Origin of the sequence: Enterococcus sp. 12F9_DIV0723, assembly GCF_002174375.1 — a bacterium.
Lineage (GTDB): Bacteria > Bacillota > Bacilli > Lactobacillales > Enterococcaceae > Enterococcus_A > Enterococcus_A gilvus.
This window is the reverse complement of the sequence record NZ_NIBK01000001.1, coordinates 1,757,241-1,782,293: the sequence shown is the minus strand read 5'-3', so window position 1 is coordinate 1,782,293 and position 25,053 is coordinate 1,757,241. Positions and strand designations below refer to the sequence as shown.

Genomic DNA, 25,053 nt, shown 5'->3' with positions numbered 1-25,053 from the left:
TTTTAAATGGCTTGAAAAAGGGTCAGCATGTTTTCAGTTCGAGTACGAGAACGTTCATTCAATGTACTTAATTCTTCAGAAATCTCATCGTGTGATGCTTCTTTTAGCAACAGTAAACGATAAATCAAACGCAAATCTTGGCGACGAACTTTCGGGAAATGCTGCATCAATACTTGATTAAAATCAGCATTCATTTGATTGATGCCAAGCAATGGATCTTTTTGAATGGTGTAATTGATCAAGTAGCGCTCAAAATCCTGTAATGCGGAGGCGGCTTTTTCAGGGACGAAACCGTTAGCCCAGCTTGCTGTCAATAAGATAAAGCTATCTTCGTCAGATAAATCTTTTTGAAACCCAATAATTGTGGCATTCAACACGTTTTCTTGCAATGCTTCAAAAACTGCGGGTTCATTTTGTTTGATTCGTAGGAAATAATTGGTAAACCCATCACTGTTTAATAGATTTAAGTCAATTGCCTTAAACCAATTGTAATGATGAGAATTTAAATAGGAATAGGTTTTTTCTTGCTTTTTTCGTTGGATATTTTCCAATTCTTTCATTGTTTTCATCTTTTTATCGCTTCCTTTACTAAGAGATCCTTATTATTATACTACTTTTACTCAAGCCAATCTTTTTGTCTCCCTTTTTGATTAAGTTATACTGAGAACAGGTCATACTATTGAGAGGATAATTTATGAATGAATTAATTAATACATTTAGTGAAAGAAAAGAAGAGCTATTATCAGCAATTTTTGAACATTTAGCCATTTCTTTGAGTGCATTGTTGATTGCGATCGTCATTGCTATTCCATTGGCGATCTTGTTGAGTCAACGAAAAAAAATGGCGGAAGTTGTGTTACAGATAACGAGTATTTTACAGACGATTCCATCACTTGCGTTACTGGGATTGCTGATCCCTTTTGTTGGAATCGGTACAGTTCCAGCATTGATCGCATTGGTCGTTTATGCGCTACTGCCGATCTTCCAAAACACGTATATCGGTCTAGCAGAAATTGATCCTTCTATTGAAGAGGCTGCAGACGCTTTTGGAATGTCTCGTATGCGCAAATTGATGAGAGTAGAATTACCCATGGCAATGCCGGTCATTATTTCTGGTGTACGTACAGCACTAGTACTAATTATCGGGACAGCGACATTGGCTGCCTTGATTGGTGCCGGTGGTTTGGGTACGTTTATTTTACTTGGGATTGATCGAAACGATCCAAACTTGACTCTTATTGGGGCCATTAGTTCCGCATTACTTGCGATTATTTTCAGTACACTGATCCGCTTTTTACAAAATCGAAGTGGAAAAGTGACTTTGATTACTCTCGGAATCATTTGTCTAAGTATCGGCGGCATTTTCTTCGCTCAAAGAAACCCTATCGGAACAGAAACAGTCACCATTGCCGGAAAACTTGGTTCCGAGCCAGATATTTTGATCAATATATATAAAGAGGTCATTCAGGATGAAGATTCTTCGGTCAATGTAGATTTGAAGCCAAACTTCGGGAAGACAAGTTTCTTGTTCAGCGCGGTAGAAAGCAATCAAATTGATATTTATCCCGAATTTACGGGAACCGTCTTAGAAAGCCTGGTTAAAGTACCAAAGAATATGCCAGATGAATTGTCACCTAAGAAAACATATCAAGAAGCAAATAAATTATTGGATGCTCAATTCGACATGCGCCTATTGAAACCAATGGCGTATGAAAATACGTATGCTTTAGCGATGAAGAAAAGTGAAGCTGAAAAACGCGGTATAACGAAGATTTCCCAGTTACAAGCACAGCAAGATCAACTAAAAGCCGGATTTACATTAGAATTTATTGACCGGCAAGATGGGTATCGCGGGATTCAAGAAAAATATGGAGTGAAGTTAAGCTCTGTACAAAGTATGGAACCAGCCTTGCGCTATCAAGCCATCAACAATGGGGATGTCGATGTGATCGATGCCTATTCGACAGATAGTGAGATTAAACAATATGACTTAGTGACACTAGAAGACGATCTGCATCTTTTCCCACCTTATCAAGGAGCACCTTTGATGAAAAAAGATTTCGCTGATGAACATCCAGATGTTGTTAAGGCGTTGAACCGATTGTCTGGGAAAATCACCGAAGATCAAATGATCGAAATGAACTACCTAGTCAATGTGAAAAAAGAGCAGCCTGCAAAAGTTGCCCATGACTTCTTAGTGAAAGAGAAAATCATTGGGGAGGAGAAATAGATGGAATCGATTATAGAGTTTAAAGACGTAAGTAAAGAATTCGAAGGAAATTTTGTTCTAAAAGATTTAAATATCTCTGTTAAAAAAGGAGAGGTATTTGTATTAGTTGGTCCATCTGGGAGTGGGAAAACGACTTCCTTAAAAATGATCAATGGATTGATCGAACCAACGAATGGCGATTTGTACTTCAAAGAGAAGCGGATCAAGGATTACAATATTCAAAAATTACGTTGGCAGATTGGCTATGTTCTTCAACAAATCGCGCTGTTTCCAACGATGACTGTCCGAGAAAATATCGAAGTCATCCCTGAAATGCTTGGATGGGATAAAGGTCGTCGTACGAAACGAGTGGATGAGCTGCTGAAGGAAGTCGATATGGACCCAGAATTGTTTAGAGATCGGATGCCTAGTGAATTATCAGGTGGACAACAACAACGAATTGGGATCATCCGTGCGCTTGCTTCAGAACCAGACATAGTTTTGATGGATGAGCCCTTCAGTGCACTTGATCCGATTTCTCGTGCAAGTTTGCAAGATCTTGTTTTGGAACTACATCGGAAATTAGGGAATACCGTGATCTTCGTTACACATAACATGAAGGAAGCAATGAAAATCGGCAGTCGGATCGCTGTGATGCATGAAGGAAAACTGATTCAGTGTGATACGCCTGAAGAGATTCAGAAACATCCTGCGAATCAGTTCGTGGAAGAATTCTTTGATGAAACCACCGACGAAGTGTATACCCAAACCTTAGAAGCGCTGTATAACGGCGGCTATTACCAGCAATCAGAAGTGGCTGATCCTACACTCACGGCATTGACCGTCGATACTAGCTTGAGCGAAGTTTTTGACTTGTTAGCTGGCCATGATGCTTTCGCCATGAAGCGAGAGGGAAAAATAATTGGGATAATCAATCGGAGTGATGTCTTCCGATTCTTGAGTCAGGAGGGATAAGGAAATGGAAAACTATGAAGTAATCGTGATCGGCAGCGGTCCGGCAGGAAATACGGCCGCCTATGCGTTAAAGGAACAAGGAAAAAAAGTTGCTATCGTTGAGTCTGATTTGTGGGGAGGAACTTGTCCGAACCGCGGATGCGATCCAAAGAAAATGCTAATGAGCGGTGTTGAAGCACAAAAAAGAATTGAAACAATGATCGGAAAAGGGTTCGAACAAACACCTAAAATCGTTTGGGAAGACTTAATGACTTTCAAGAGGAGCTACACCGACTCTGTTCCGCAAAATACGAAAGAGGGATTGGATTCGGCAGAAATTGCACGTTATCAGGGGCAAGCTAGTTTTATTGATGCGCATAAAATCATTGTTGATGACCAAACCTTAAAAGCAGATCAATTTCTGATTGCTACCGGGCAGCGGCCAGCAGTTTTGCCGATCGATGGACAAGAGTTATTGCAAAGCAGCACAGATTTCTTAGAACTCGAGCATCTGCCTAAACGAATTGCTTTTCTCGGTGCTGGGTACATTGCTTTTGAATTGGCAATCATCGCAAGTGCAGCCGGTTCAGATGTTCACATCATTCATCACAACGATCGTCCGTTAAAAGGCTTTGATCAAGAACTAGTCAGTGACCTGGTCGAGCATATGAAAGCTGATGGGATCACGTTCCATTTTAACGTGGACACAAAAGCAGTAGAATTGATGCATCCGAACTATCGTGTTACAGGAGAAGATTTTGAATTAATCACGGATATGGTGATCGGTGCTACCGGACGTATTCCAAATGTCGAAGGATTGAATTTAGAAAATGCCGGTGTCGAATATGACAAACGAGGCATAAAAGTCGACGATCATTTACGAACAACAGAACAAACGATTTTTGCTTGTGGCGATGTTGTTGCAAGATCCCAGCCTAAACTAACGCCAGTTGCTGGCTTTGAAGCAGGATATGTCGTCGGCGCGATGAGTGATGAGCAAAATGCCATCGAATACCCATTGATTCCTACCATCGTTTTCGGGGATCAGCGCTTGGCAAGGGTTGGTTTGAGCGAAAAGGAACTCGCTGATCATCCAGAGAAATACCATTCACAGACCACTGACTTGTCTAGCTGGTATACGTATCACCGGATTAACGATCAAGGAGCAAAAATAAAAATCGTTTACGATGAAGAAGAAAATATTGTAGCGATTAGTTGTCTCAGTCAGTTAGCAGATGAAGTGATCAATTATCTTTTAGTCATTTTAACGAAAAAAATGACACATGAAGAAGTTGAAAAATACATTTTTGCTTATCCGAGTCCGGCTAGTGATCTTTCATATTTTATTTAAAACAGAGGGTACCCTCTGTTTTTTTTTGTGGAGTTATGCTAAAGTTTACGAAAATACGTTCCCATGGTGAGAAAATGAAAACAACATTGACACAAAAAATCGAAAACGCACTTTACTATTATTGTATGGATCTTGGCGGGATTGTCGTTGAAGAGGTGACCATGCCTGATGAACAAGGAATCGTGGATACGCTGGCTTGTTTTTTTAAACCTGGTGAGATGGAATGGCGCTGTTATGAGCTAAAAATAACTAAAGCTGATTTTTACTCTAAGGCAAAATTGTCTTTTATTGGACACTATAATTACTTCGTTTTGACTGAAGAGCTGTATCAGAAAGTGCAAGACGATATCCCCAAAGAGATCGGCGTTTTAGTCTATCGTCCCTATACTCAAGCAGAAGACCTACCCGCTGATGGAACATTTATTATCGCCAAAAAGCCAATGAAACGCGCGCTTCAGGTAGAGGAATCGGCATTAACGCAACGATTCATGGCCTCTTTGTTCCGAGAAGTCCGAAAAGCAAAACGGATGTCTTATGGGACAAGCTTTTTCTCAACGGAGCAGCTGTATAAGGAATTACGACGCCGCTTGGATGAAAAGGATAGTTTACAGGAAAACAATTATTATCAGCGTTTCATCGAGGATGTCCAACAAGCGCGAATTGAAAGTCTTGAGGAGGAATTACGGGCATTAGAACAGGATTATGAATATTTACGCCGAGAACGTCAAGTTCGAAGTCGGCCGACTGAGCCATTGGAGTGAGTGAATGTACTATCCATACTTAAGAGGGAAACAGTTTGATTTATTAGCGGTCTCTACATTGATCCAGGAGAAACGTTGGTCGAGCAGAATCCGACCGATCATTGAACCTGTTAGAGATTCCCCTACACTGAAAAAAACACTTGAATTATTCGACAAAAAAAAGCTGATTTGTTATTTGATCATGAATCCGCAGGTTGGCACAGCAAAATTATTCGAGGAAAAAAGATTCGATTGGCCGGTACAGGAAAATTCCAGCGTTAAAAAGGCAGAAATTATTACACAGGACAATCTTTTTCAGGCGGAACTGTATCTATTTAATAGTCATTCACCAAGAAAGATCGAAAAGCTAAAAATTAGCGACGATGCGTTATCTATTATCCCTGATCAGGGCAGATTTAGAGTTTTAGAAGTACCAAATAAAATATTACTCAGAGAAGCCTTTCAATCACAAAAAAATGTTGCAGATTATGGAGAAAAGATAGATGATTTTTATAGTGACGAGCATCTCTATTTAAGAACAAATTCAAAAGGTTTTAGTGATTATACTATTGAGGGCAGCCGCTATTTTGATAAAGGTGGACCTAGTCGTGCGATTGCTATACACATAAGCTATTTTGATGCGTATCTTAATTTAAGAGTAAAGCATTTTGTATCCGATAGTAATGAGAATGCACAAGATCAGGCAGGGAAGTTTTTTGAAGCATTGGATAAATTTTCAGAGTGGTATTCGAGAAATCAAGATCAGTTGTTACTGACTTTAGGAATGGAAGAATTATTGCACTATCGGGAAATGAAAAAATTTCCGGGATTGGGCACAATTAAAAAGTGGTCCTTGGCGCATCACTTGGAATTGGTTGGCGCCTTTTTGGAAAAAGGAGAACATTGGCAGAGGGGATGGAAAACATATGGGATACGAAGATGAAGATTTTATTGTTAGACAAGCAAAACAAATGGGAGAACTCTTAGGTGGTTTTTTAGGGAGAAAAGATGCCGAAGCGATTTTGTCGTTTGGCGATGAAGCAAAGACAGATGAACCAACGCATCCCGCGTTTGTTTTGCGTCCAAGCACGTTGGAAGACATTCCTGCGATCAACGCGATCATTCAACAGGCAAAGGACTATTTGAAAGAGCAGGGGTCACCTCAATGGCAAGATGGTCATGAGCCTCATGAAGCTGTAATACGTGAAGACATAAGAAAAAAAGCCAGCTATGTACTGACTTTAGAGGAAGAAATCGTTGGTACTGTCGCATTAATTGCTGAAAAAGATCCTATTTATGAAGCAATTGAAGGCGAGTGGCAAGGAAACACCCCTTATGTTTCTTTGCATCATGTAGCGGTCACTCAAAAACACCGCGGAACGGGACTGGGGAAAGCGTTATTGGATTCAGCAATTAAACAAGCGCAATTTCTAGGTTATGGCGATGTTCGCATTGATACCTATCCAGCTAACCAGCCGATGCTGCGGTTGATCGAGAAGTGCGGATTTACCTATTGTGGAATGATCCATTTCCCATTTGAACATGGAGAACGCAAAGCATTTCAGTTACTTCAACGCCTGTCTTAATTGGCTGAGCATACTATCTAGTGAGGTTTCGCCATCAACTTCAATTAGATTGGGAAACTTTTTTAAACGTTCTAAATTTTCCTGATCCTCTTGAAAAATCGCTAAACGACGTTCTAAGTCTCCGACGGAAGCTCTTTTTTCTAGGCGAGTAATCATGGTTTCTCTAGAAATATTGATCCAAATCGGGACCATTTGTTCACCAAATACACGATATAAATTAATAAATCCTGTCGTTGTGATGGGATCGTAGCAGTCACCGATCGCTAAAGCCTCGCTTAACGTTGACTTGGCAATGCCGTAAAAGTGGTCGTCATAAACATCATATTCAGCAAATTGATCGTGATTGACCATTTGCTTAAATTCTTTTTTAGAAACAAAATAATAGTCGCGGCCGTGTTCTTCATTTTCACGAGGAGCACGTGTAGTGTAAGAAATAATTTTTTGTTCAGGATGAAAGGCTTTTTCGGCTAATGTGGTTTTTCCAGAACCACTTGGTCCAATAAATAAGTAACAATGATTCATAAAGTAACACGTCCTTTTTTACAGTATAAAGAAAGAGGACAAAAGATGCTAGGGAGGGAACTCTTTTATGGAGAGAAGCACACGTAAGAAACAGACAATGAACAAATGGCCAATCATTATTATCAGTATCCTTGTATTACTCGTAGTTGGATTTTTTGGAGCCCGCGCCTACCAAGCGAGTCAAGTGAAAAAACAAGGCCAAGAAACAGTAGAGGCTTTTGTTAAAGAGTTAAAAAAAGGGAATTATAAAGAGCTAACTAACAATTTAAGTGCGGATTCACTGAAAAATAGTGGTTATACAAAAAAAGAAGTAGAGGAAAAATACCAATCAATTTATTCGGGAATCAATGCGTCCAATATTAAAATGAATGATCTGAAGGTAGAAAAAAAAGGCGGGGATCTTCAATTTTCTTATAACTTATCCGTTAATACTGGATTTGGACAATTAAAAAACCAACAATATTCTGGAACATTAACAGACGGTGGAAATGAAATCAATTGGAAGCCAAACTTAATTTTCCCTGGTATGTCTGGTAAGGATAAAATCAATTACTTAGTTGATTCTGCAAAGCGTGGTGAAATTCTCGATCGGAGTGGGCAAGGTCTTGCGACCAACGGGACAGTGTTCCAATCAGGGATCGTGCCTAAAAACCTTGGCAGTGGAGAAGAACGTACTGCGAAAATTGATGCGATCGCTAAAAGCTTAGACCTAACTGCTAAAGATGTGGATGCCGCTTTATCTCAAGGGTGGGTGCAGGAAGACTTTTTTGTCCCTTTGAAAACGACTGCGGAGGCGCCTAAAGAAACGCCGGATGGTTTAGAAGTCAAAGAAACGACTGGCCGTACGTATCCGTTAAAAGAGGCCGCAGCTCAATTGATTGGCTATGTCGGCAAGGTTACCGCAGAGGATATGAAGAAAAATGATGATCTTGCCAGCGATAGTTTGATTGGTCGAAGCGGATTAGAAATGGCCTTGGATAAACAGCTAAGAGGAAAAGATGGCGGCTCTTTGGCAATTACAGATAAAGATGGAAAAGAAAAGAAAGTGCTGCAGACAATTGAAAAGAAAGATGGCGAGAACATCAAACTGACTATCGATAGCCGTGCACAACAGATTGCTTACAACGGATTAAATGGTCATGCAGGTTCAAGCGTTGTTATGGCACCGAAAACAGGCGATCTATTGGTTGCTGCCAGTTCGCCAAGTTTTGATCCTAATAAAATGACCAATGGTATTAGCCAATCGGATTATGATGCGTATAGTAATGATAAGAACCAACCCTTTATGAGTCGCTTTGCCACGGGGTATGCACCTGGGTCAACATTTAAAACAATCACGGCGGCGATAGGATTGGATGCTGGAACGTTAAATCCTAATGAAGAATTGGCGATTAACGGATTGAAGTGGCAAAAGGACAGCTCTTGGGGCTCTTATCAAGTTACACGGGTCTCAGATGTTAGTCCTGTGAATTTAAAAACGGCATTGACTTATTCTGACAATATTTATATGGCGCAAGAAACACTAAAAATGGGCGAAGAAACGTTCCGTGAAGGCTTGAATAAATTTATCTTTGGAAAAGCGTTAGATGTACCGATCGCCATGGATAAAGCACAGATTTCCAGCAAAGAGAGTTTTGACTCAGAAATATTATTAGCAGATACAGGGTATGGACAAGGCCAGTTGCTATTGAACCCTATTCAACAAGCGGCTGCCTACTCCGTCTTCCCAAATAAGGGAACGATGGTGTATCCCAAGCTACTTGCTGATAAGGAAACGAAGAACGAGAAGGATGTCATTAAACCAGAGTCGGCAGAAACGATTACAGGAGATATGCAAGCCGTTGTAAGTGATCCGAATGGGACAGCACATAGCTTGGCAGCATTGAATATACCGTTAGCAGCAAAGACTGGGACTGCTGAAATTAAGCAAAAGCAAGATGAAAAGGGACAAGAGAACAGCTTCTTATATGCTTTTGATCCCGAAAAGCAAAATTATTCTGTGGTGGAATTTTTAGAGAACAAACCAGAAGGTACTTCCGCGACAGATCTTTCTAAAGACTTGTTGACTTACTTAAACCAAACCTATCAATAAAATACTTGTCTGAATGACCGATGCTTGGTAAGATATCCAAGAAGGACGGTGTCTTATGAACAAGCGACAACGAAAAAAACAAGCCTATAAACAATACATTTGGGCAATTTTCGAAGGGTATGAAAAAATGCTGGAGGATTCTAGTATTAAGGAATTACACTTCACTTATTTAAAAGAAACGACATACTTAGAACGTGACGATCAGGACAAGATTCATTTCACGACTAAGGAAAAATAGGTTTTAAAGAACTTTCCAATTATTTGTGTTGGAAAGTTCTTTTTTTGTAAAGCATAACTAACCGGCAGATACCTCCTACCTTAGACTGAGTAAAATATTAAGAGAGTTTAAGGTTGGTAAATAATGTAAGCGCCGAATAGTGGAGTACCTAGACGACTTTTAGCCCGATTGTTATCATACAATCAGGCTAAGTCGTCTTTTTTATTATTTACATTTTTCTTGGATCGTTTTCGACCAAGGCAAATAGTCGTCTAAGTAATCCGCTGTTAACACCGGCAGATTGGGCAATTCTTCAAATAAGTATTGAAGATATCTTGTCGGATTTAACTCGTTCCATTCTGCTGTTTTCATCACACTTAGAATATAACCTGAAGTTTGGGCACCGGCTAAACTCGACGAAAATAGGTAATTTTTTCGACCGATAACCAATTCTTTGACGAAACGTTCACTTTGGTTGTTCGTTAATTCTAAGCGACCATCCTCAAAGACGTGTTCCACTGATTCTCGATGCTTACACATGTATTCAATTGCTTGTTCCAACTTTGATTTAGGAACGGCAGGAATCGTCTCCACATAGGCATAGAGTTGATCGAGTAACGGCCGTAATTCTTTCCGGCGTTTTTCCAATCGCTCGTCCGGTAAAAGATCTTTCCAAGCTTTCTCTTTTTTAAAGCATTCTTTGAATGCATCCAAAACATAGGCCGCTGGATGGATTGTTTCTCCCAGTTCTTTTGGTAATGCTTCGTGAAATTTCCTACGGACATGTGCTAAGCAGCGAACAGGAAGAACGTTCGCTAAACCATCGTAAACAGAATAGCCATCACAGTGGAGATATCCCTGAAAGTTCTTCAAAAAATTTTTGGGCACATCATTCCCTCGTGATTCACTATGATGATATAGGACGATCGGATCTTCCTCTTGTTTCGAGGTACTGAACACCCAGTAATAATTGTTCTGTTTTTGACTCTCTAGCACTCGGTAAGTCGTTTCATCGGCGTAAGCGATGGTTCGCTTCACCAGTTCTTGATGCAAACGTTCCACTAGTATCGAAAGAAAATCTTGTCCTACGCGTATATGCCAGTTAGTGATATTGTCTCGAGAAATATCTAGACGTAATTGTTGCCAATACTTTTCTTGGCGATAAGCCGGTACTTTTTGAATAAATTTCAAAAACATGGTTTCTGCGACAAGACTCGGAGAGGCTAGACTATTGGAAAGAAGCGGTTTAGGAACAGGTGCTTTTTTCAAGGAAGTGTCTCCGACACGTTCACATGCTTTACAACAATAACTATGTTGCACATATTGTAGTGTCTCAATGCGAGCTTGATGAAAAGCAATTTCTTCGCGGGATTTTTTTATACCCATGTCGCTCATAGTTGTTCCGCACTGTTGACAGTGTCGTTCTTCTTCAGTTAGTTCGCAATGGACTTCCCTTGTTGGGAAGTCATTCAACTTTTTTGACTTTGTCCCTTTTTTCCGTTTATGTGGTTGGACAGAAATTTCCTCTTCCTGAATGGAAGGTGGAGCCACAGGCTCGCCAAATAAATCCAAACTTAATTGCCCTGACAATGATTCCGGCAACGATTCTTTGGATTTCCCATACAGTTTATTGGTTAAGTAAGCAATTTGTTCTCGAAGTAATTTCACTTCTTGTGTGAGTACTTCGTTTACTTGAAGTTGCTTTTGATTGATGGTCATTTGTTCTTGAAGCATCGTGACTAATTGTGTGGTTGTTTCGTTATTTTTATCAGTTTCATTTGATTGATTTGACAACGTTATACACCACTTTCTGTTTGTTTTTGATGTTATTATTATACCATGAACATACTAAAAAAAAAAGATGTAAATCGCATGAAATCAACGTTTCTTGCATTTCCCATCTTCTTTCTTTCGACTAGAATACACCTTGTTTTCCTGCACGAATTGCTCGTGGCTGATCAATACTCAAGCCCTCTAATAGCCAACGAATTTGTTGGTGCGTGAGACAGCGAACTTCTTTTTTTGTTCTTGGCCATCGTAATTTTCCTTGATCTAATCGTTTGTATAAAAGAAGAAAACCGTCTTTATCGTAATACAACATTTTGAAACGATCTTGTCGACCACCACAAAAAAGAAAGAGGGCATTGTCGTACACATCTAACTGATATTCGTGTTGAACAATGGACGCGAGTCCATCAATTCCTTTACGTAAGTCTGTCTTTCCACAAACGATGAACAGATGGTTAACTTGTTTGTAATCAAGAAACATGAGGCATCAATTCTTTCAATACAGTTTGTACGAGATAGTGACTCGCACCGTTGTACACAAAAATATCTTGTGAGTCAGTCTTAATTCTCACCGCAACTTTTGCCGGTGCCACTCGTTTATTGGACGTTTGTTTTTCTAAAGCGATTTGAACCACTTCTCGGTTTTCCTTCATAAAGAAACCACCTCCGATTTTTCTTTGTACTCAAAGTATAATCGAAGGTGGACTTTGTTTTTAGGTACTCTGGTATACGGCGCTTACTAAATAATTGCTTAAAGAAAAGGTTCTGATTAAGCAAAAGAATGAAAATCAGCTAGAATATGACTATCAAGATACAGGAGGCACGATAATGAAATTATATAAATACGCAGTATTAGCAGGCATAGGACTATCATTGGGCGTTGGAATGTTCAAGCAAACAACTGCCCATGCAGAATCCAATGATGGTGCAATCAATGAGCGCTGGGGCAAACCAACCTTTGTGGCCGGAGCTGGATTAAATCAACAACAACTAAATGAAACAATGAATAAATTAAGCATCAATCAAACGAACGTGAAGATGGAAACTGCCACAGGAGCAGATTTAGTCAAATACTTAGGCTATGGCAGTGGGGATGACAGCGTGATGTTGAGCTCGGTAGTTGTCAATCGCGAGGATCAAGGGAAAGGAATCGATGTTCAAATTTTGACCCCGCAAAACATCACACAAATTACGGCTGATCAATACAAGAATCCTCTGGTTACAGCAGGGATTACTGATGCGACCGTTAAAGTAGCCAGTGTGGTAAAGGTAACGGGAGAAAGTGCTTTGACGGGCGTTTATAAAGCCTTTGAGTCAAATGGGGAAACCGTTGATCCGCAACGTGCTCAGCTGGCACAAACTGAATTGGACACGACCTCGGATGTCTCACAATCTGTCGTGAATAAAGCCAATGAGCAAAGCCAAAATCAAAACTTATCAGACAGCGAAAAGGAAAAGGCGGATGAAGCGTATAAGGCGCAATTAAATCAGACGTTGGTCGATATAAAAAAAGAGCTTGCTGATTTGAAAGAGAAACAAGGAGAATTAGCGACAAAAGCTGATGTTGAAAAAATCGTCAATGATGCACTGGAAAAAAACAATTTGTCTCAATACGTCACAAAGGACGACATCAATAAATTGGTTGGATTGGCTCAAAAATACCAAACAACAGACGGTGTCTTAGATAAAGAATCTATCGAACAATTGGACAAGATCAGCAGCGATTTTAAAGGAACAGTCAATAAAGTATCGGATCAATTAGGGAAATTTGGAGATTCCTTAAAGGGTACGTTGGAAGACAATCAAGGATTCTTTACAAATCTATGGCAACAAATCAAAGGATTTTTTAGTGGATTAACAAATTAATTAAAAAGATTGTGTCATTTTTTAACAAGGACACAATCTTTTTTTACTTTCTCTAACAGTTTATACTTATCATTACGGTCATGCTAGGGTAAAATGGAGGAGTGGGTTTCAATTCTAACATGAAAATGGCGCTTCATTTCTTTTTCGAATTGAATCAAGAATAAATATGGTAATATTTATTATATTATTAATCAAAAAAATAAAGGAGGGTCTTAGATGGAGACTCCAGAAAAACAGGAAGAACTTCAAACTGATACATCCTTCGATTCAGTGAAGGAATCTGCTTCCGATGTGTTAGGTGGGTTGATGGGGCAGATCAAGCGATTAGAAGAGGCAATGAAAGCCGAGCACATGGGCGATGTGTATCAAATATATTGGAATGAACTGCCTCCTGCAATTCAACAATCAAGCAATGCCAATCATGAAATTGATAATTTCTTGACAAGTAAATTGGATCAGGAGATTCAACGGACGTTCCCATTTATGATCATGCGGGATGTCGTCTCTCCTATTTTGTTAAATTATCAAATAGGCAGTTACTATCGAGATCGTGCGGTACTGCAAGTAGATGCCACACAACCGACGATTAAAATACTCCCTGAGATTCGCGAACAATGGGAACGCGTTTTAAAAGGAGAGTACAAAGAGCGCTTAACTGAGTTTGAAAACCAACAAGATGATTTTGATGCAAAAACGATCGCTGCGCAATCCGAATTGCGAGAATTGAGCGGAAAAATTGCGCATCAGGAAAAACTTAAAGCAGAGCTAGAAGAATCAAAAAGCTTCATGAACCGGAAAAAGATCGAAGAAGAGATTGACGAGATCAATGATAAGCTGGTTGATTTAAAACAGCAACGCGGTCAATGGACACCGTTTGTTGGAGATCAATTGTCCGGAGAATCGAAAAAAATCGAAATTAAAAATCGAATTGCGGACCTTTCTTTAGAACAAGCTATCGCACTAAAAGAATTGCGTATAATCAAGAAACGATTTGGTGGATTAGAAGAAATGGATGCTGCACTGGAGAACTTTATCCATGATTTTTTAACTAAGGGGGCGGAATAAATGACTGAAGAAAAAAACAAAATCAATCAAATCTATGATACATTAGTCGATTCCGAGGAGCCCGGGTTGAATATTAAAGAAAAAGAGATTCTCCATCCTGAAGACAGCAACGGTGAAGCAGCCGAGGAATTCAAATCCTCACCTCAAACGAAGCCTATGAGCGATTCATCCTTGAATTATTACGATAACCGTGAAGAAAATTATCAAGATCTATTGAACTTGATCGATGATGCGGAAAAAGAGATTGCTGATTTGAAATTCAGAAAGGTTTTGATGGAATCTGATTTTCCTACATTACTTGATTATTTTAAGAAAATTTTTATTGAAGAATCACTTTCTGCTTCAGCGATCGCTAAGGGCGCGCTGCTAGAATATTTCACCTTTGAATTAATCAAACCGTTGCAGAACCATGAATTGCATCTTTCCACAAATGAATTTTCAACTTGGGAAAGCAAGCATTTTAATCTTTCTTATCGATTGACCAGTACAAATGAAATCAATTTTAGTTTCATGATGCCGACATCTGATGGCAGATTCCGCAGTGAAAAGATCAAATTGATGGAAGTATATCCTGCGACCATGAGCGTTCGCGTTCTTAATGATGCAGTTTTAACTTTACTAAAAGATTGCTACAACAAACATATTTATACGAGTGGTCAAAATTCAATGTTCAGTCGTGAGATGAACGATGTCATGGCTCATATGAAGGACCTTGGGTTTGATTTTGACGAAAATCTATTAGACAACAGTCAGCCGCTAGATGTTGCTGTAGATCTTCACCATACGACACCGACCGATGTATTGGACAAAATTTTCATTACTACGATGAACAATGAAAATTATGATTTCAAAAAGATCGATGAAGCCAGTTACTTGATTGTTTTAGATGGCAATCAGACAGTAACAATCAACCAAAACAACGAAAATCAGGTGAGCAGTTTGCAATTGAACACCGATCGAAAAAATAAATCCTTGATTGAGTTTTTTGGGAGCTATCCATTCTTAGTTCCGTTGACGATTACTGATTAAATCGAAATGAAACAACGAGTGTTGCGCCATATAAAAATTGGTGCAGCACTTTTTTGTGTTTCACTTTTATAAAGAGTGAGAAATAAGTATTTCCCTTTGGAAAAAATTAATTTTTAATGGTGTTTTTAAAGGGAAATTGCGTCAACTCGTGAAACTAATTTAATCCTATGATATACTTTGAAAGTTGATATGAAAGAGTATCAGTTTACCATGTTTGAAAGAGGGTAGAGATTGTGTGTGGAATTGTAGGATTTATTGATCGTTCAAATACAACGCAAAAAGAACAAATTGTTAAAAATATGATGGATACGATTGTTCACCGTGGACCAAATAGTGCGGGACAATTTATTGATCAAGGGGCCGCTCTGGGTTTCCGTCGTCTGAGCATCATTGACCTTGAAGGTGGGACGCAGCCAATCAAAAATGAAGATGAGACGAAAATCATCACATTCAATGGTGAAATCTACAACTATCAAAGCATTCGTGAAGATCTGATTGCTAAAGGACATATTTTTACAACGCATGCTGATACAGAAGTATTATTACATGGGTATGAAGAATACGGAGTGGATTTATTACAAAAAATCCGTGGAATGTTTGCCTTCGTGATTTGGGATACTAAAAAACAAGAACTTTTCGGTGCCCGTGATCATTTCGGGATCAAGCCGCTTTATTATGCTTTGATGAATGGTACGTTTATGTACGGTTCTGAGATCAAGAGCTTTTTACAACATCCAAATTTTGTGAAGGAACTAAATAAGGAAGCTTTGAAGCCATACATGACCTTCCAATATTCTGCTTTGGATGAGACCTTCTTTAAAAATGTTTACCGTATCAAAGAAGGACATTACTTCATTTATAAAGATGGAAAATTAGATATTCAACAATATTGGGACGTGAAAGAACAAGAAACGACTATGACGCTGGAAGAAACGGTTGAGTTGATTGATGACACGGTTGTGAAATCAGTCGAAGCCCATCGAATCGCAGACGTTGAAGTTGGCTCCTTCTTGTCTTCAGGTGTTGATTCGAGTTATGTTACTGCTGTCTTGAGACCAGAACATTCTTATTCGATTGGTTTTGGCGACAAGTCTTATAATGAATCAATTGAAGCAAAGAAATTAGCTGATTTGATTGATTTAAACAATACGTCTCGCGTCGTTACTGGAGATGAAGCGTTTGAATACTTCCCATTGATCCAATATCATTTGGATGAGCCAGACTCAAACCCTTCGTGTGTTCCATTGTATTTCTTGGCAGAACTTGCTAGTCGAGATGTACGTGTCGCACTAAGTGGTGAAGGGGCAGATGAATTATTTGCTGGTTATCAGGCGTATGGGATGAATACGAAGTCAAAAGCAGTGAAAGTCGTTGCTGAAGGCTTGAAAAAATTACCAAAAGGCATGCGCTACTCGATCGCTAAGGGATTAAAAGGCAAAACCTTTAAAGGTGCGTTGCACTTGTATACCTCTTTAGCACCGGCTGAAGAATTCTTTATTGGTCAAGCCAAAGTTTTTGAAGAAGACGAAGCAGCGGCATACTTGCAACCAGAATTCCAGCAAAGTCCTACGATCAAAGACATCGTGGATGTGCATTATGAAAAAGTTCAGGACATGTCTGAAATCAAAAAAATGCAGTATCTAGATATGCACCAATGGATGCCAAAAGACATTTTATTGAAAGCTGATAAATTATCCATGGCTAGCTCTTTGGAAGTTCGGGTACCATTATTAGACAAAGAACTAATGAAGGTGTCTGAAATCGTTCCTACAAAATATTTGATCAATGCTGAAAATACAAAATACGCATTCCGTCAGGCTGCTGCGCGTCACTTACCAGAAGAATGGTACAATCGTGAAAAACTTGGCTTCCCAGTTCCTATTAAAGACTGGTTGCGTGAAGAGAAATATTACAAGGTCGTACGTGACGTGTTCACTCAAGAGTTTGTAAAAGAATTCTTCGATCAAGAAAAAATCGTGAAACTATTGGATGACAACTTCGCTGGAACAGCGGATGGTCGTCGTAAGATTTGGACGATCTATACCTTCTTGACATGGTACCAAGTATACTTCATCAATGATGGGGTAAAACCAGTACCGGCAACGATCGTGTAAAGCTTCAGCCAATTTGACAAATTTAATTTGTCACGTTAGACTGATTCTAAGGAAACTTAATAATCATTATGAGGTGTCTTGGTGAGTGTAATTATTTAATTTGGAGTAACTTAATAGCGAAAAATTTCTGTTCGTACAGGTTTATTTCGCGTGCCAAATTAGATGATACCTATCAACGCTGCTGATATTGAACTCAAGCTGTGAAGAGGAATCTTCACAGCTTTTTTTGCGACTTCCGATGTGCGTTTCAGCATATCCAATGGGATCGTTAACGTAAGAGGATGATGAAATCTTCACGTTAGAAGAATTAGTTGCTTTTAAATGGAGTGCTCAGTTCAATAATATTTCTTATTAAGTTTCCTAGCTGGAATAGGTATCTCTTCGATCGAAAGGAAGAGACAAATGACAAACGAAACATACATTAAAACACAATTTACCGATATTAAACATCAACTAAGCAGTTACGCCATCAGCAGCTTTGGGAAAAGACGAATTGCTGACACGCAGCCGCATTCAAAGCTGTCTGTTGTAGAAAAAAGATTGACTGAAACGACGGAAGCAAGGCAATTGCTTGATAGTAATCTTCACGTGCCATTTATGGGACTGCAAAGCATCGAACATGTGACCAATCAACTTGAAAAAGGGTTTGTTCTTACGCCACAGGAGCTTATGGAATACGCAGATTTTTTACGGAGTCTGCGCTTGATTCGGCAATTCTTTGAAAAAAATCAAAGCATTGCTCCGCTGTTAAATCGTTATGGTCAAGGACTGAATGATTTTCATGAGATTGAAGAAGAGATCTATCAGGTGATTCGAAATGGTCGAATCATTGATGACGCAAGCAGAGAATTACGAAGAGCAAGACGCGATATTGCTGAGACGGAAGACAAAATTCAGGACCTGCTGAAAAAATTTATTCGCCAAAATAAAGAAAAATTACAAGAAGCAATCATTACAAAACGAAATGACGTATTTACTGTACCGATCAAATCGTCCTATAAGAAGCAAGTTAAAGGAACCATTGTTGAGCTTTCTAGTAAAGGGACTACGGCATATATAGAGCCTAACAGTGTTAGTCGCTGGAATGAGCAATTGGTTTATCATAAAATGATTGAAGAATCCGAAGTTTATCAAATCTTAGCAACGTTAACAGGCATTCTGTCAGAAGCTTTGCCTGCGATTCATCAAAATATTGATATCATTGCAGAGTTTGACCACATTTTTGCTCGAGGAAAATTCAGTCGAGAGTTAAAAGGGATCACGCCTAAACTAAATGACGATGGCTATATTCATTTACGTGCGGCAACTCATCCATTAATTGAGAAGGCTGTGCCTCTTGATCTAACGATTGGGAAAACATATCGCGGCTTAACGATCACTGGTCCGAACGCAGGGGGGAAAACGGTCGTATTAAAGACTGTTGCACTCATGAGTCTGATGACGATGATTGGCTTGCAGATCCCGGCAAAAGAGGGCACAGAAATCGCAATTTTCGATCAACTATTCGTTGACATAGGCGACGCCCAGAGTATAGAAAATGCTTTAAGTACATTTTCTGGTCATATGCAAAACATTTCTGAGATTCTTCGAGTGACTCGAAAAAATAGTTTGATCTTATTGGATGAGCTGGGCAGCGGAACAGAACCAAACGAAGGGGCTGCACTCGCGATTGCGATCATGGAAGAGTTCTATCAAAAGGGCAGCATATTGATCACGACGACGCACTACGGAGAGATTAAACGATTTGCAGAGCTGCACCCAGATTTTATTACAGCAGCTATGGATTTTGACGCAGAGCATTTAACTCCGAAGTATCGGTTATTGATTGGCCAAACGGGGGAAAGCAATGCGCTATGGATTGCGAAAAAAATGGCTATTTCCGATCAAATTCTCGGGAAGGCACAACGTTACTTTTCAGATCGTACGTATGATCTGAATAAAATAAGCGTGAAAAAGAAATGTAATGCTAAAAATGAAAAATCAGAGACTGTCGAAAAAAATTATTACAAAGGAGACAAGGTATTTTTATTAGAAAAACAAACATCTGCGCTAGTTTATCAGGAAATACCTCTCTCGGAGAACGTAAAGGTGTATCTCGACGGAGAATTTATTGAAGTTCCGAAACGACGAATCGCACTTGAATTTCGAGCGGCAGAGCTTTATCCGGCAGAATATTACCTTGAAACCCTATTCGAAGATTTCCACGTTCGGAAGGAACGACGAGACATTGATCGTGGATCAAAAAAAGCACAACGCAAATTGAGAAATGAAGCGCTGAAAAGACAACAAAACTAAAAAAACAGACCTCCAATAAAATTGGCTCTATAATATTTTGTGTTGGTGGAAAATCGAAGTCGATTTTCTACCAACACTTTTTTCTTATCTTCAAATCAAAAAGAGACTCACATTTGGTAAAATTTAGTCGACTAAAACATACCCTACCAAAGGAGTCTCTCAATGGATAATACTACTAGAAAATTACTTGGTTTAACAGATAAAAATTTGTTTTTCGGTGATGATTGGTTGGAAGAAAGGAAATACAAAGGCGTGAATGCTCAAATCATCAAAGGAAATTTGACGAATCGTTTTTCTCATTGCCTACAATGCGGCTCTGTGCGCATCATTCGTAATGGCTCTTATCTAACGAACTCACAGATGTTGAAGTTCAAAGAAAGGCTGACTATTTTAGAATTAAAACGTAGCCGTTATCTTTGCCATGATTGCGGATCAACGTTTTCTGCGAAAACGGACTTAGTGGATGAGCATCATCAACTGACAAAGGAACTCAAACAGGCAATATTAGTAGAATTATTCGAAAACCAATCACGAAAATTGATCGCAAAGAAGTACTTTGTTTCCGATAGTACCGTTGCTCGAATTTTAAGAGAGGCGACAAAGGATTATCAGCCGAACCAAAACTACCTGCCGACCGTTTTATGTATGGATGAATTTAAATCAATGAAATCCGTTTCTGGAGCTATGAGCTTTATTTGTGTTGACGGGACAACGAATCGCTTGTTCACCATTCTGGAAGATCGCCGATTAGTTAAACTGACACAATACTTCATGCGTTTTCCAAGAAAGGCGCGCTTGAAAGTAAACTATCTTGTGATGGACATGAACGCCAGCTATAACCAACTGCTAAAAACCGTGTTTCCAAATGCCGAGATCGTCACCGATCGCTTTCATATCGTGCAGCACATCAATCGCAGTTTTAATCAATTACGGATACAGGTCATGAATCGCTTCCGCACTTCTACTTCCGAAAATCAAAGGAAATACCGCCGTCTTAAACGATATTGGAAATTATTATTAAAAGACTCCGACAAGCTTGAGCCGTTCAAACGGCAGTATCACCGACTGTTCAAAAAAGAGCTTAGTCAGACGGAAATAATCGATGAACTGTTGAGTGAGAACGAGGAATTACGAACCGCCTATAATTTTGTCCAACTTTTACGTTATTACTTCTCAAAAAGAGATACCGAAGGCTTTCAAGAAACCTTGAAAGAAATGAATCCGTGTTTGCCTCAATCGTTTAAAAAGAAATTTAAGGTTTTCAAAAAATACAACGCAGGTATTGCGAATGCATTTAAGGTGACGTTGTCTAACGGTGTGACCGAAGGACTAAACAATAAAATCAAGTTGATCAAACGGATCGCATTTGGCTATCGAAATTTCTATAATTTTCGCGCGCGAATCTATTTACAACAAGGATTGATCTTTGAAAACAATAAAATATGCGGCGCTTAAATCGCGCCGCACATAGACTATCTTTTATTCAGATTGGTCTCCACCAACACGATTTGACGAAGAGCCATAAAATTTGGAGGTCTGTTTGAATTATTCGTATTGCTGATAGGTTTTCGTCTTATAAAGACCAACCGTTGACTTTTGATTGTTTTCACTATACAGACTAGAAGAATTTGCTCCCTTTTGGCGCTCGATTTCTTCTAATCTGGCCTTTTGATCACGGTAGTCAAAGTCATTTGGATTAATAGAGGTCAATCCGCTATCTTGGTAATACCTTAACAGATCACCATTCGTGATTTTATCAGAAGTGATCAATTGCTGATCAACATCTTGATTGAGCTCGACAAATAATTTCTCCTGCTCAGGTGTTGGTTCGCTAATGACTTGAGCGGTTTGATTGTCATACACTTTGCCGCCATAGAATGTATATTCAGGGGTAACAAAATCACCATCACGAAAAGCAACGACCTGCTTGTGGTCTGCCGAGAATAAATCTTGCCCTAATTGCAAATAATTTTTCGAATCAAGCCCTAATAAATGAAGCAGAGTAGGGAGAGCATCTACTTGGCCGCCATAAGTATGATTGATACCGCCATTTGTCACACCAGGTACATGAATCATAAAAGGAACACGCTGCAATTGCGCATTGTCATAATCAGTCCACGTATCCGAATCTTTTCCTAATAACGGCGCCAAATCTTTATTTCGTGTGTTAGAAATTCCGTAATGATCGCCATACAGTACAAAGATCGAGTCGTCATATAGACCGCTGGCTTTCATGTAATCAAAGAATTCCTTTAACGCTGTATCTAAATAGTTGGCTGTAGCAAAGTACCCATTGATCGTTTCATCCTTCGTATTCGCTAATGGAAAGCCGTCTTCTTCGTTTTTAAAGCGAGAATAAGGATAGTGATTTGAAACCGTAATAAATTTGGCATAAAAAGGCTGCTGTAAATGTTCTAAATATTGAACAGATTGATTCAAGAATGGTTTGTCATGCATGCCATATTGAAACGAATTGTCATCGTTGATATCGTAATAAGAAGAATCAAAGAAATAGTCGAATCCTAAATGCTTGTATGTTTTGTCGCGGTTCCAGAAAGAAGCTGAATGACCATGGAACACGGCTGACGTATAATCCGCTTTTTGTTTTAAAATATTCGGTGCTGCTTCAAAAGTATTCTTATCACCCATTTGCGTAAATAATGCCCCTTGGTTTAGACCAAACAAGGAATTTTCCATCAACGTTTCAGCGTCAGATGTTTTGCCGGCTTTGACTTGATGGAAGAAATTATCAAAGCTATAGGTACTTTCCCCGTGATAAAGACTATTTAAGAAAGGGGTCACTGTATGATTGACGCCATTTTCATCTGTAAGCTGATAATCCAGTAAAAACTGCTGGAAGCTTTCCAGATGAATGTAGACAACATTCTTTCCCTTAGCAACGCCGAACATTGAATCATTCGGTTTTGCATAATGGTCTTTCACATAACTCTGTACTTCCTTCAAATCATTTGGGCTAGCTTCTGCGCGGATTTGGTTATTTTGATATGTTTGGTAACTGTCATAAAGGGTAAAGGCATTAACACCTAAGTATTTTACTAAATATTCACGAGAAAATTGCCGACTCAGCAGGCCAGAGCGATCGATCTCGGCTAAGAAAATATTTCCACTTCCGATCAAGAGAGAAAGTGCTGATAAAGCCGCCGCCTGTCGAAATCTTGGATAATCGTCTGCTATAGGAATCTTCTTTTTGAACAATAGAAGTGGGATTACAATCAAATCTAAAATGTAAAACACATCATACCAACGAAAGAGACGAACAGCACTTTCACCTAAACCGGTGGAAACCTGACCCGCGCCCAACATCGTATTGATCGTAATGAAATCTGTAAATTCACGGTAATACACTGCATTTGAAAAGAGCCAAATGGTCAGCAGCGCATAGATGACAAAAAGGGTTCCATACGCGACTTTCGATCGTTTGATAAATAGCCCAATGCTGAGCAATAACATAGAGACGCTCAATGGATTTACAATCAAAATAATAAATTGCATAAGACTTTGTATGCCTAAATGAAAATCAATGACATAGGCAAACATATTTTTCAGCCATAATAAACCAAGCAATAAACTGAAAAAACCAATTCGTGTTTTAATAAACTGACTATATTTTTTTAAATGAGACATTTGCATGCTCCTTAGAGTTATTTTCCATATTCTTAAATAGTTTATCGGTTTTTCGAGCGAAGGTCAAACTGAACCCAGTCAAAAATGCTGATATACCAATATCCCAAACAGATTTTAATCCGAATATAAATAATTCTTAAGAATCAATGACTTTTGAAGAATTTCTTTAGTCTTTTGAAGGTGAGAGCTTCCATTTCACTGAACGATTTTCAAAATGATATAATCAGCGAATACAATAAAGGGGGAAGCTCTAATGCCGTTAATGAAAATCGATATGATCAAAGGACGCACAGATGAGGAGATCAAAGAAATCCTGGATATCTCTTATCACGTGATGTTAGAAACGTTTCACGCACCATCGGGGGATCGCTATCAGATAGTTACACAGCATGAACCTCACGAAATGCAAATTTTAGACACGGGGTTAGGGTTCGATCGGACGAACCAAGTACTTGTTTTCAGCTTGACGACTCGACCACGAACAACAGACGAGAAAAAAGCCTTCTATTCAGAATTAGTTCGGGAATTAAATGAGCAGGTCGGAATAAGAGCTGAAGATGTCATGATCAATTTGACAGTCAACTCGGATGAGGATTGGAGCTTCGGTTTTGGGAAGGCTCAATTTTTAACAGGTGAATTATAAACACAATATTTATAGAGAAGGAGGAGGCTCTTGAAAAAAATATTAGCAATTACAGCTTTATTATTTGTTTTGAGTGGCTGCCAACAAGCATCACAAAATAATAACGCAGCAAATAGCTCATCATCTACTGAAAAAGCAGTTTCTAAATCAACAACAACGAAAGATTCTACTTCGTCACTCGTTTCTTCGACGAACACAACACAATCAAAGGAGGAACAGTCAATGACAAACGTACCAGGAAGCCTGATTCAATCCGTATCAGCAAATGATACAGCAAAAGTGACCGAAATCTTAAAATCAAGCCCAAATTTGATCGATGAAGTGAACGCGAATGGAGAAACCCCTTTACTGATTGCGGTTCATAATAATCAAATCGATCTCGCAAAACTCCTGATAGACGCTGGAGCTGATGTCAACAAGCAGGATGCTAAGAAAGACAGCGCGTATCTTTATGCTGGCGCAGAAGGTAGAACTGAAATTTTGTCATATATGTTGTCACATAGTCAGCCGAATCAACAAATCACAAATCGTTTTGGTGGCAATGCGTTGATTCCAGCTGCTGAAAAAGGCCATCTCGAGAATGTAAAATTGCTGTTAGCGGATGGAAATGTGAACATCAATCATCAAAACAACTATGGATACACAGCGTTGATTGAAGCTGTTGCATTAAGAGACGGTTCGCAAGTTTACCAAGATATTGTCTCAGAATTACTTAAACACGGTGCAGATCCAGATATCAAAGATAATTATGGCAAATCCGCAAAAGATTATGCCCATGAGTTGGGTTATGGCAATATGTCCAAGATGCTGCAAGAAAGCAAACGATAAACGGATTCATTTCTATTACTAGATTTAAAGCAGACTAAATTCAGTCAGCTTTAAATTTTTTATTTTAGTTTACATAATATACATTAAACAAAGTTACATAGTATAAAAC

The 25,053-nt window shown here is 39.1% G+C and carries 22 protein-coding genes; 16 read left to right on the top strand and 6 right to left on the bottom strand.

Going from position 1 to position 25,053, the window contains the following annotated elements:
• Positions 1–2: 2 nt before the first annotated feature.
• On the bottom strand, positions 3–569 hold the full coding sequence (locus tag A5868_RS08470) for a hypothetical protein (protein ID WP_086303768.1): 567 nt from the start codon (positions 567–569) through the stop codon (positions 3–5).
• Positions 570–694: 125 nt separating this feature from the next.
• On the opposite strand from A5868_RS08470, the gene A5868_RS08465 reads away from it, so the two are divergent.
• From A5868_RS08465 to A5868_RS08440, 6 genes are all read left to right on the top strand, one after another.
• Positions 695–2,230, top strand: a complete 1,536-nt coding sequence (locus A5868_RS08465) for an ABC transporter permease/substrate-binding protein (protein WP_086303769.1) — start codon at positions 695–697, stop codon at positions 2,228–2,230.
• Positions 2,231–3,184, top strand: coding sequence for an ABC transporter ATP-binding protein (locus A5868_RS08460; protein ID WP_086303770.1), 954 nt, complete (start codon positions 2,231–2,233; stop codon positions 3,182–3,184).
• A 4-nt stretch (positions 3,185–3,188) separates the two neighbouring features.
• Positions 3,189–4,514: a dihydrolipoyl dehydrogenase family protein gene (locus A5868_RS08455; RefSeq protein ID WP_086303771.1), complete on the top strand. Its 1,326-nt coding sequence runs from the start codon at positions 3,189–3,191 to the stop codon at positions 4,512–4,514.
• A 74-nt stretch (positions 4,515–4,588) separates the two neighbouring features.
• A complete protein-coding gene (locus A5868_RS08450; RefSeq protein ID WP_086303772.1) occupies positions 4,589–5,275 on the top strand; it encodes a hypothetical protein in 687 nt (228 codons plus the stop codon).
• Between the two features lie 4 nt (positions 5,276–5,279).
• A complete protein-coding gene (locus A5868_RS08445) occupies positions 5,280–6,197 on the top strand; it encodes a sce7725 family protein (protein WP_086303773.1) in 918 nt (305 codons plus the stop codon).
• Positions 6,181–6,840, top strand: a complete 660-nt coding sequence (locus A5868_RS08440) for a GNAT family N-acetyltransferase (protein ID WP_086303774.1) — start codon at positions 6,181–6,183, stop codon at positions 6,838–6,840. Before A5868_RS08445 ends, A5868_RS08440 begins: the two co-directional genes overlap by 17 nt.
• On the opposite strand, the gene A5868_RS08435 is transcribed toward A5868_RS08440, so the two are convergent.
• Positions 6,820–7,362 carry a guanylate kinase gene (locus A5868_RS08435; RefSeq protein WP_086303775.1) on the bottom strand — a complete coding sequence of 181 codons (543 nt, stop codon included), beginning with the start codon at positions 7,360–7,362 and terminating at the stop codon, positions 6,820–6,822. The genes A5868_RS08440 and A5868_RS08435 overlap by 21 nt on opposite strands.
• 67 nt (positions 7,363–7,429) lie before the next feature.
• Between A5868_RS08435 and pbp4 the strand changes: the two genes are divergently transcribed.
• Both pbp4 and A5868_RS08425 read left to right on the top strand, forming a co-directional pair.
• On the top strand, positions 7,430–9,454 hold the full coding sequence (pbp4, locus tag A5868_RS08430; protein WP_086303776.1) for a penicillin-binding protein PBP4(5): 2,025 nt from the start codon (positions 7,430–7,432) through the stop codon (positions 9,452–9,454).
• 55 nt (positions 9,455–9,509) lie between these two features.
• Entirely contained in the window at positions 9,510–9,692 is a 183-nt protein-coding gene (locus tag A5868_RS08425) for a hypothetical protein (protein ID WP_086303777.1), read from the top strand.
• Positions 9,693–9,896: 204 nt separating this feature from the next.
• Here the strand turns inward: A5868_RS08425 and tnpC are convergent, their stop codons facing one another.
• The 3 genes from tnpC to A5868_RS08410 form a co-directional block, all read right to left on the bottom strand.
• Positions 9,897–11,465, bottom strand: coding sequence for an IS66 family transposase (gene tnpC / locus A5868_RS08420; RefSeq protein ID WP_254908295.1), 1,569 nt, complete (start codon positions 11,463–11,465; stop codon positions 9,897–9,899).
• Between the two features lie 121 nt (positions 11,466–11,586).
• Positions 11,587–11,940, bottom strand: a complete 354-nt coding sequence (tnpB, locus tag A5868_RS08415; protein WP_086303778.1) for an IS66 family insertion sequence element accessory protein TnpB — start codon at positions 11,938–11,940, stop codon at positions 11,587–11,589.
• A complete protein-coding gene (locus A5868_RS08410) occupies positions 11,930–12,112 on the bottom strand; it encodes a hypothetical protein (RefSeq protein ID WP_086303779.1) in 183 nt (60 codons plus the stop codon). The genes tnpB and A5868_RS08410 overlap by 11 nt, the downstream gene beginning before the upstream one ends.
• A gap of 175 nt (positions 12,113–12,287) precedes the next feature.
• Between A5868_RS08410 and A5868_RS08405 the strand changes: the two genes are divergently transcribed.
• The 6 genes from A5868_RS08405 (at position 12,288) to A5868_RS08380 (ending at position 21,283) form a co-directional block, all read left to right on the top strand.
• Positions 12,288–13,325, top strand: coding sequence for a DUF1002 domain-containing protein (locus tag A5868_RS08405; RefSeq protein ID WP_086303780.1), 1,038 nt, complete (start codon positions 12,288–12,290; stop codon positions 13,323–13,325).
• A gap of 216 nt (positions 13,326–13,541) precedes the next feature.
• On the top strand, positions 13,542–14,390 hold the full coding sequence (locus A5868_RS08400) for a hypothetical protein (protein WP_086303781.1): 849 nt from the start codon (positions 13,542–13,544) through the stop codon (positions 14,388–14,390).
• Positions 14,391–15,419, top strand: a complete 1,029-nt coding sequence (locus tag A5868_RS08395) for a hypothetical protein (protein ID WP_086303782.1) — start codon at positions 14,391–14,393, stop codon at positions 15,417–15,419. It begins immediately after the preceding gene.
• A 233-nt stretch (positions 15,420–15,652) separates the two neighbouring features.
• Positions 15,653–17,533, top strand: coding sequence for an asparagine synthase (glutamine-hydrolyzing) (asnB, locus tag A5868_RS08390; protein ID WP_086303783.1), 1,881 nt, complete (start codon positions 15,653–15,655; stop codon positions 17,531–17,533).
• Between the two features lie 402 nt (positions 17,534–17,935).
• A complete protein-coding gene (locus tag A5868_RS08385) occupies positions 17,936–19,828 on the top strand; it encodes an endonuclease MutS2 (RefSeq protein ID WP_086303784.1) in 1,893 nt (630 codons plus the stop codon).
• Between the two features lie 162 nt (positions 19,829–19,990).
• The gene (locus A5868_RS08380) at positions 19,991–21,283 is read left to right on the top strand and encodes an ISL3 family transposase (protein ID WP_087654148.1); all 1,293 of its coding nucleotides are present in this window, start codon (positions 19,991–19,993) and stop codon (positions 21,281–21,283) included.
• 90 nt (positions 21,284–21,373) lie between these two features.
• Here A5868_RS08380 and A5868_RS08375 read toward each other — a convergent pair whose 3' ends face one another.
• Positions 21,374–23,473 (bottom strand): LTA synthase family protein, encoded by a 2,100-nt coding sequence (locus A5868_RS08375; protein WP_086303786.1) that lies wholly within the window; start codon positions 23,471–23,473, stop codon positions 21,374–21,376.
• 253 nt (positions 23,474–23,726) lie between these two features.
• On the opposite strand from A5868_RS08375, the gene A5868_RS08370 reads away from it, so the two are divergent.
• Both A5868_RS08370 and A5868_RS08365 read left to right on the top strand, forming a co-directional pair.
• Complete coding sequence (locus A5868_RS08370; protein ID WP_086303787.1) at positions 23,727–24,116, top strand: tautomerase family protein; 390 nt, start codon at positions 23,727–23,729, stop codon at positions 24,114–24,116.
• A 30-nt stretch (positions 24,117–24,146) separates the two neighbouring features.
• Positions 24,147–24,944, top strand: coding sequence for an ankyrin repeat domain-containing protein (locus A5868_RS08365; RefSeq protein WP_176281294.1), 798 nt, complete (start codon positions 24,147–24,149; stop codon positions 24,942–24,944).
• Positions 24,945–25,053 lie beyond the last annotated feature (109 nt).

Coding starts and splice junctions, on each gene's coding strand:
- A5868_RS08470 (WP_086303768.1), bottom strand. CDS start 569: ATGAAAACAATGAAAGAATTGGAAAATATCCAACGAAAAAAGCAAGAA.
- A5868_RS08465 (WP_086303769.1), top strand. CDS start 695: ATGAATGAATTAATTAATACATTTAGTGAAAGAAAAGAAGAGCTATTA.
- A5868_RS08460 (WP_086303770.1), top strand. CDS start 2,231: ATGGAATCGATTATAGAGTTTAAAGACGTAAGTAAAGAATTCGAAGGA.
- A5868_RS08455 (WP_086303771.1), top strand. CDS start 3,189: ATGGAAAACTATGAAGTAATCGTGATCGGCAGCGGTCCGGCAGGAAAT.
- A5868_RS08450 (WP_086303772.1), top strand. CDS start 4,589: ATGAAAACAACATTGACACAAAAAATCGAAAACGCACTTTACTATTAT.
- A5868_RS08445 (WP_086303773.1), top strand. CDS start 5,280: ATGTACTATCCATACTTAAGAGGGAAACAGTTTGATTTATTAGCGGTC.
- A5868_RS08440 (WP_086303774.1), top strand. CDS start 6,181: ATGGGATACGAAGATGAAGATTTTATTGTTAGACAAGCAAAACAAATG.
- A5868_RS08435 (WP_086303775.1), bottom strand. CDS start 7,362: ATGAATCATTGTTACTTATTTATTGGACCAAGTGGTTCTGGAAAAACC.
- pbp4 (WP_086303776.1), top strand. CDS start 7,430: ATGGAGAGAAGCACACGTAAGAAACAGACAATGAACAAATGGCCAATC.
- A5868_RS08425 (WP_086303777.1), top strand. CDS start 9,510: ATGAACAAGCGACAACGAAAAAAACAAGCCTATAAACAATACATTTGG.
- tnpB (WP_086303778.1), bottom strand. CDS start 11,940: ATGTTTCTTGATTACAAACAAGTTAACCATCTGTTCATCGTTTGTGGA.
- A5868_RS08410 (WP_086303779.1), bottom strand. CDS start 12,112: ATGAAGGAAAACCGAGAAGTGGTTCAAATCGCTTTAGAAAAACAAACG.
- A5868_RS08405 (WP_086303780.1), top strand. CDS start 12,288: ATGAAATTATATAAATACGCAGTATTAGCAGGCATAGGACTATCATTG.
- A5868_RS08400 (WP_086303781.1), top strand. CDS start 13,542: ATGGAGACTCCAGAAAAACAGGAAGAACTTCAAACTGATACATCCTTC.
- A5868_RS08395 (WP_086303782.1), top strand. CDS start 14,391: ATGACTGAAGAAAAAAACAAAATCAATCAAATCTATGATACATTAGTC.
- A5868_RS08385 (WP_086303784.1), top strand. CDS start 17,936: ATGACAAACGAAACATACATTAAAACACAATTTACCGATATTAAACAT.
- A5868_RS08380 (WP_087654148.1), top strand. CDS start 19,991: ATGGATAATACTACTAGAAAATTACTTGGTTTAACAGATAAAAATTTG.
- A5868_RS08375 (WP_086303786.1), bottom strand. CDS start 23,473: ATGTCTCATTTAAAAAAATATAGTCAGTTTATTAAAACACGAATTGGT.
- A5868_RS08370 (WP_086303787.1), top strand. CDS start 23,727: ATGCCGTTAATGAAAATCGATATGATCAAAGGACGCACAGATGAGGAG.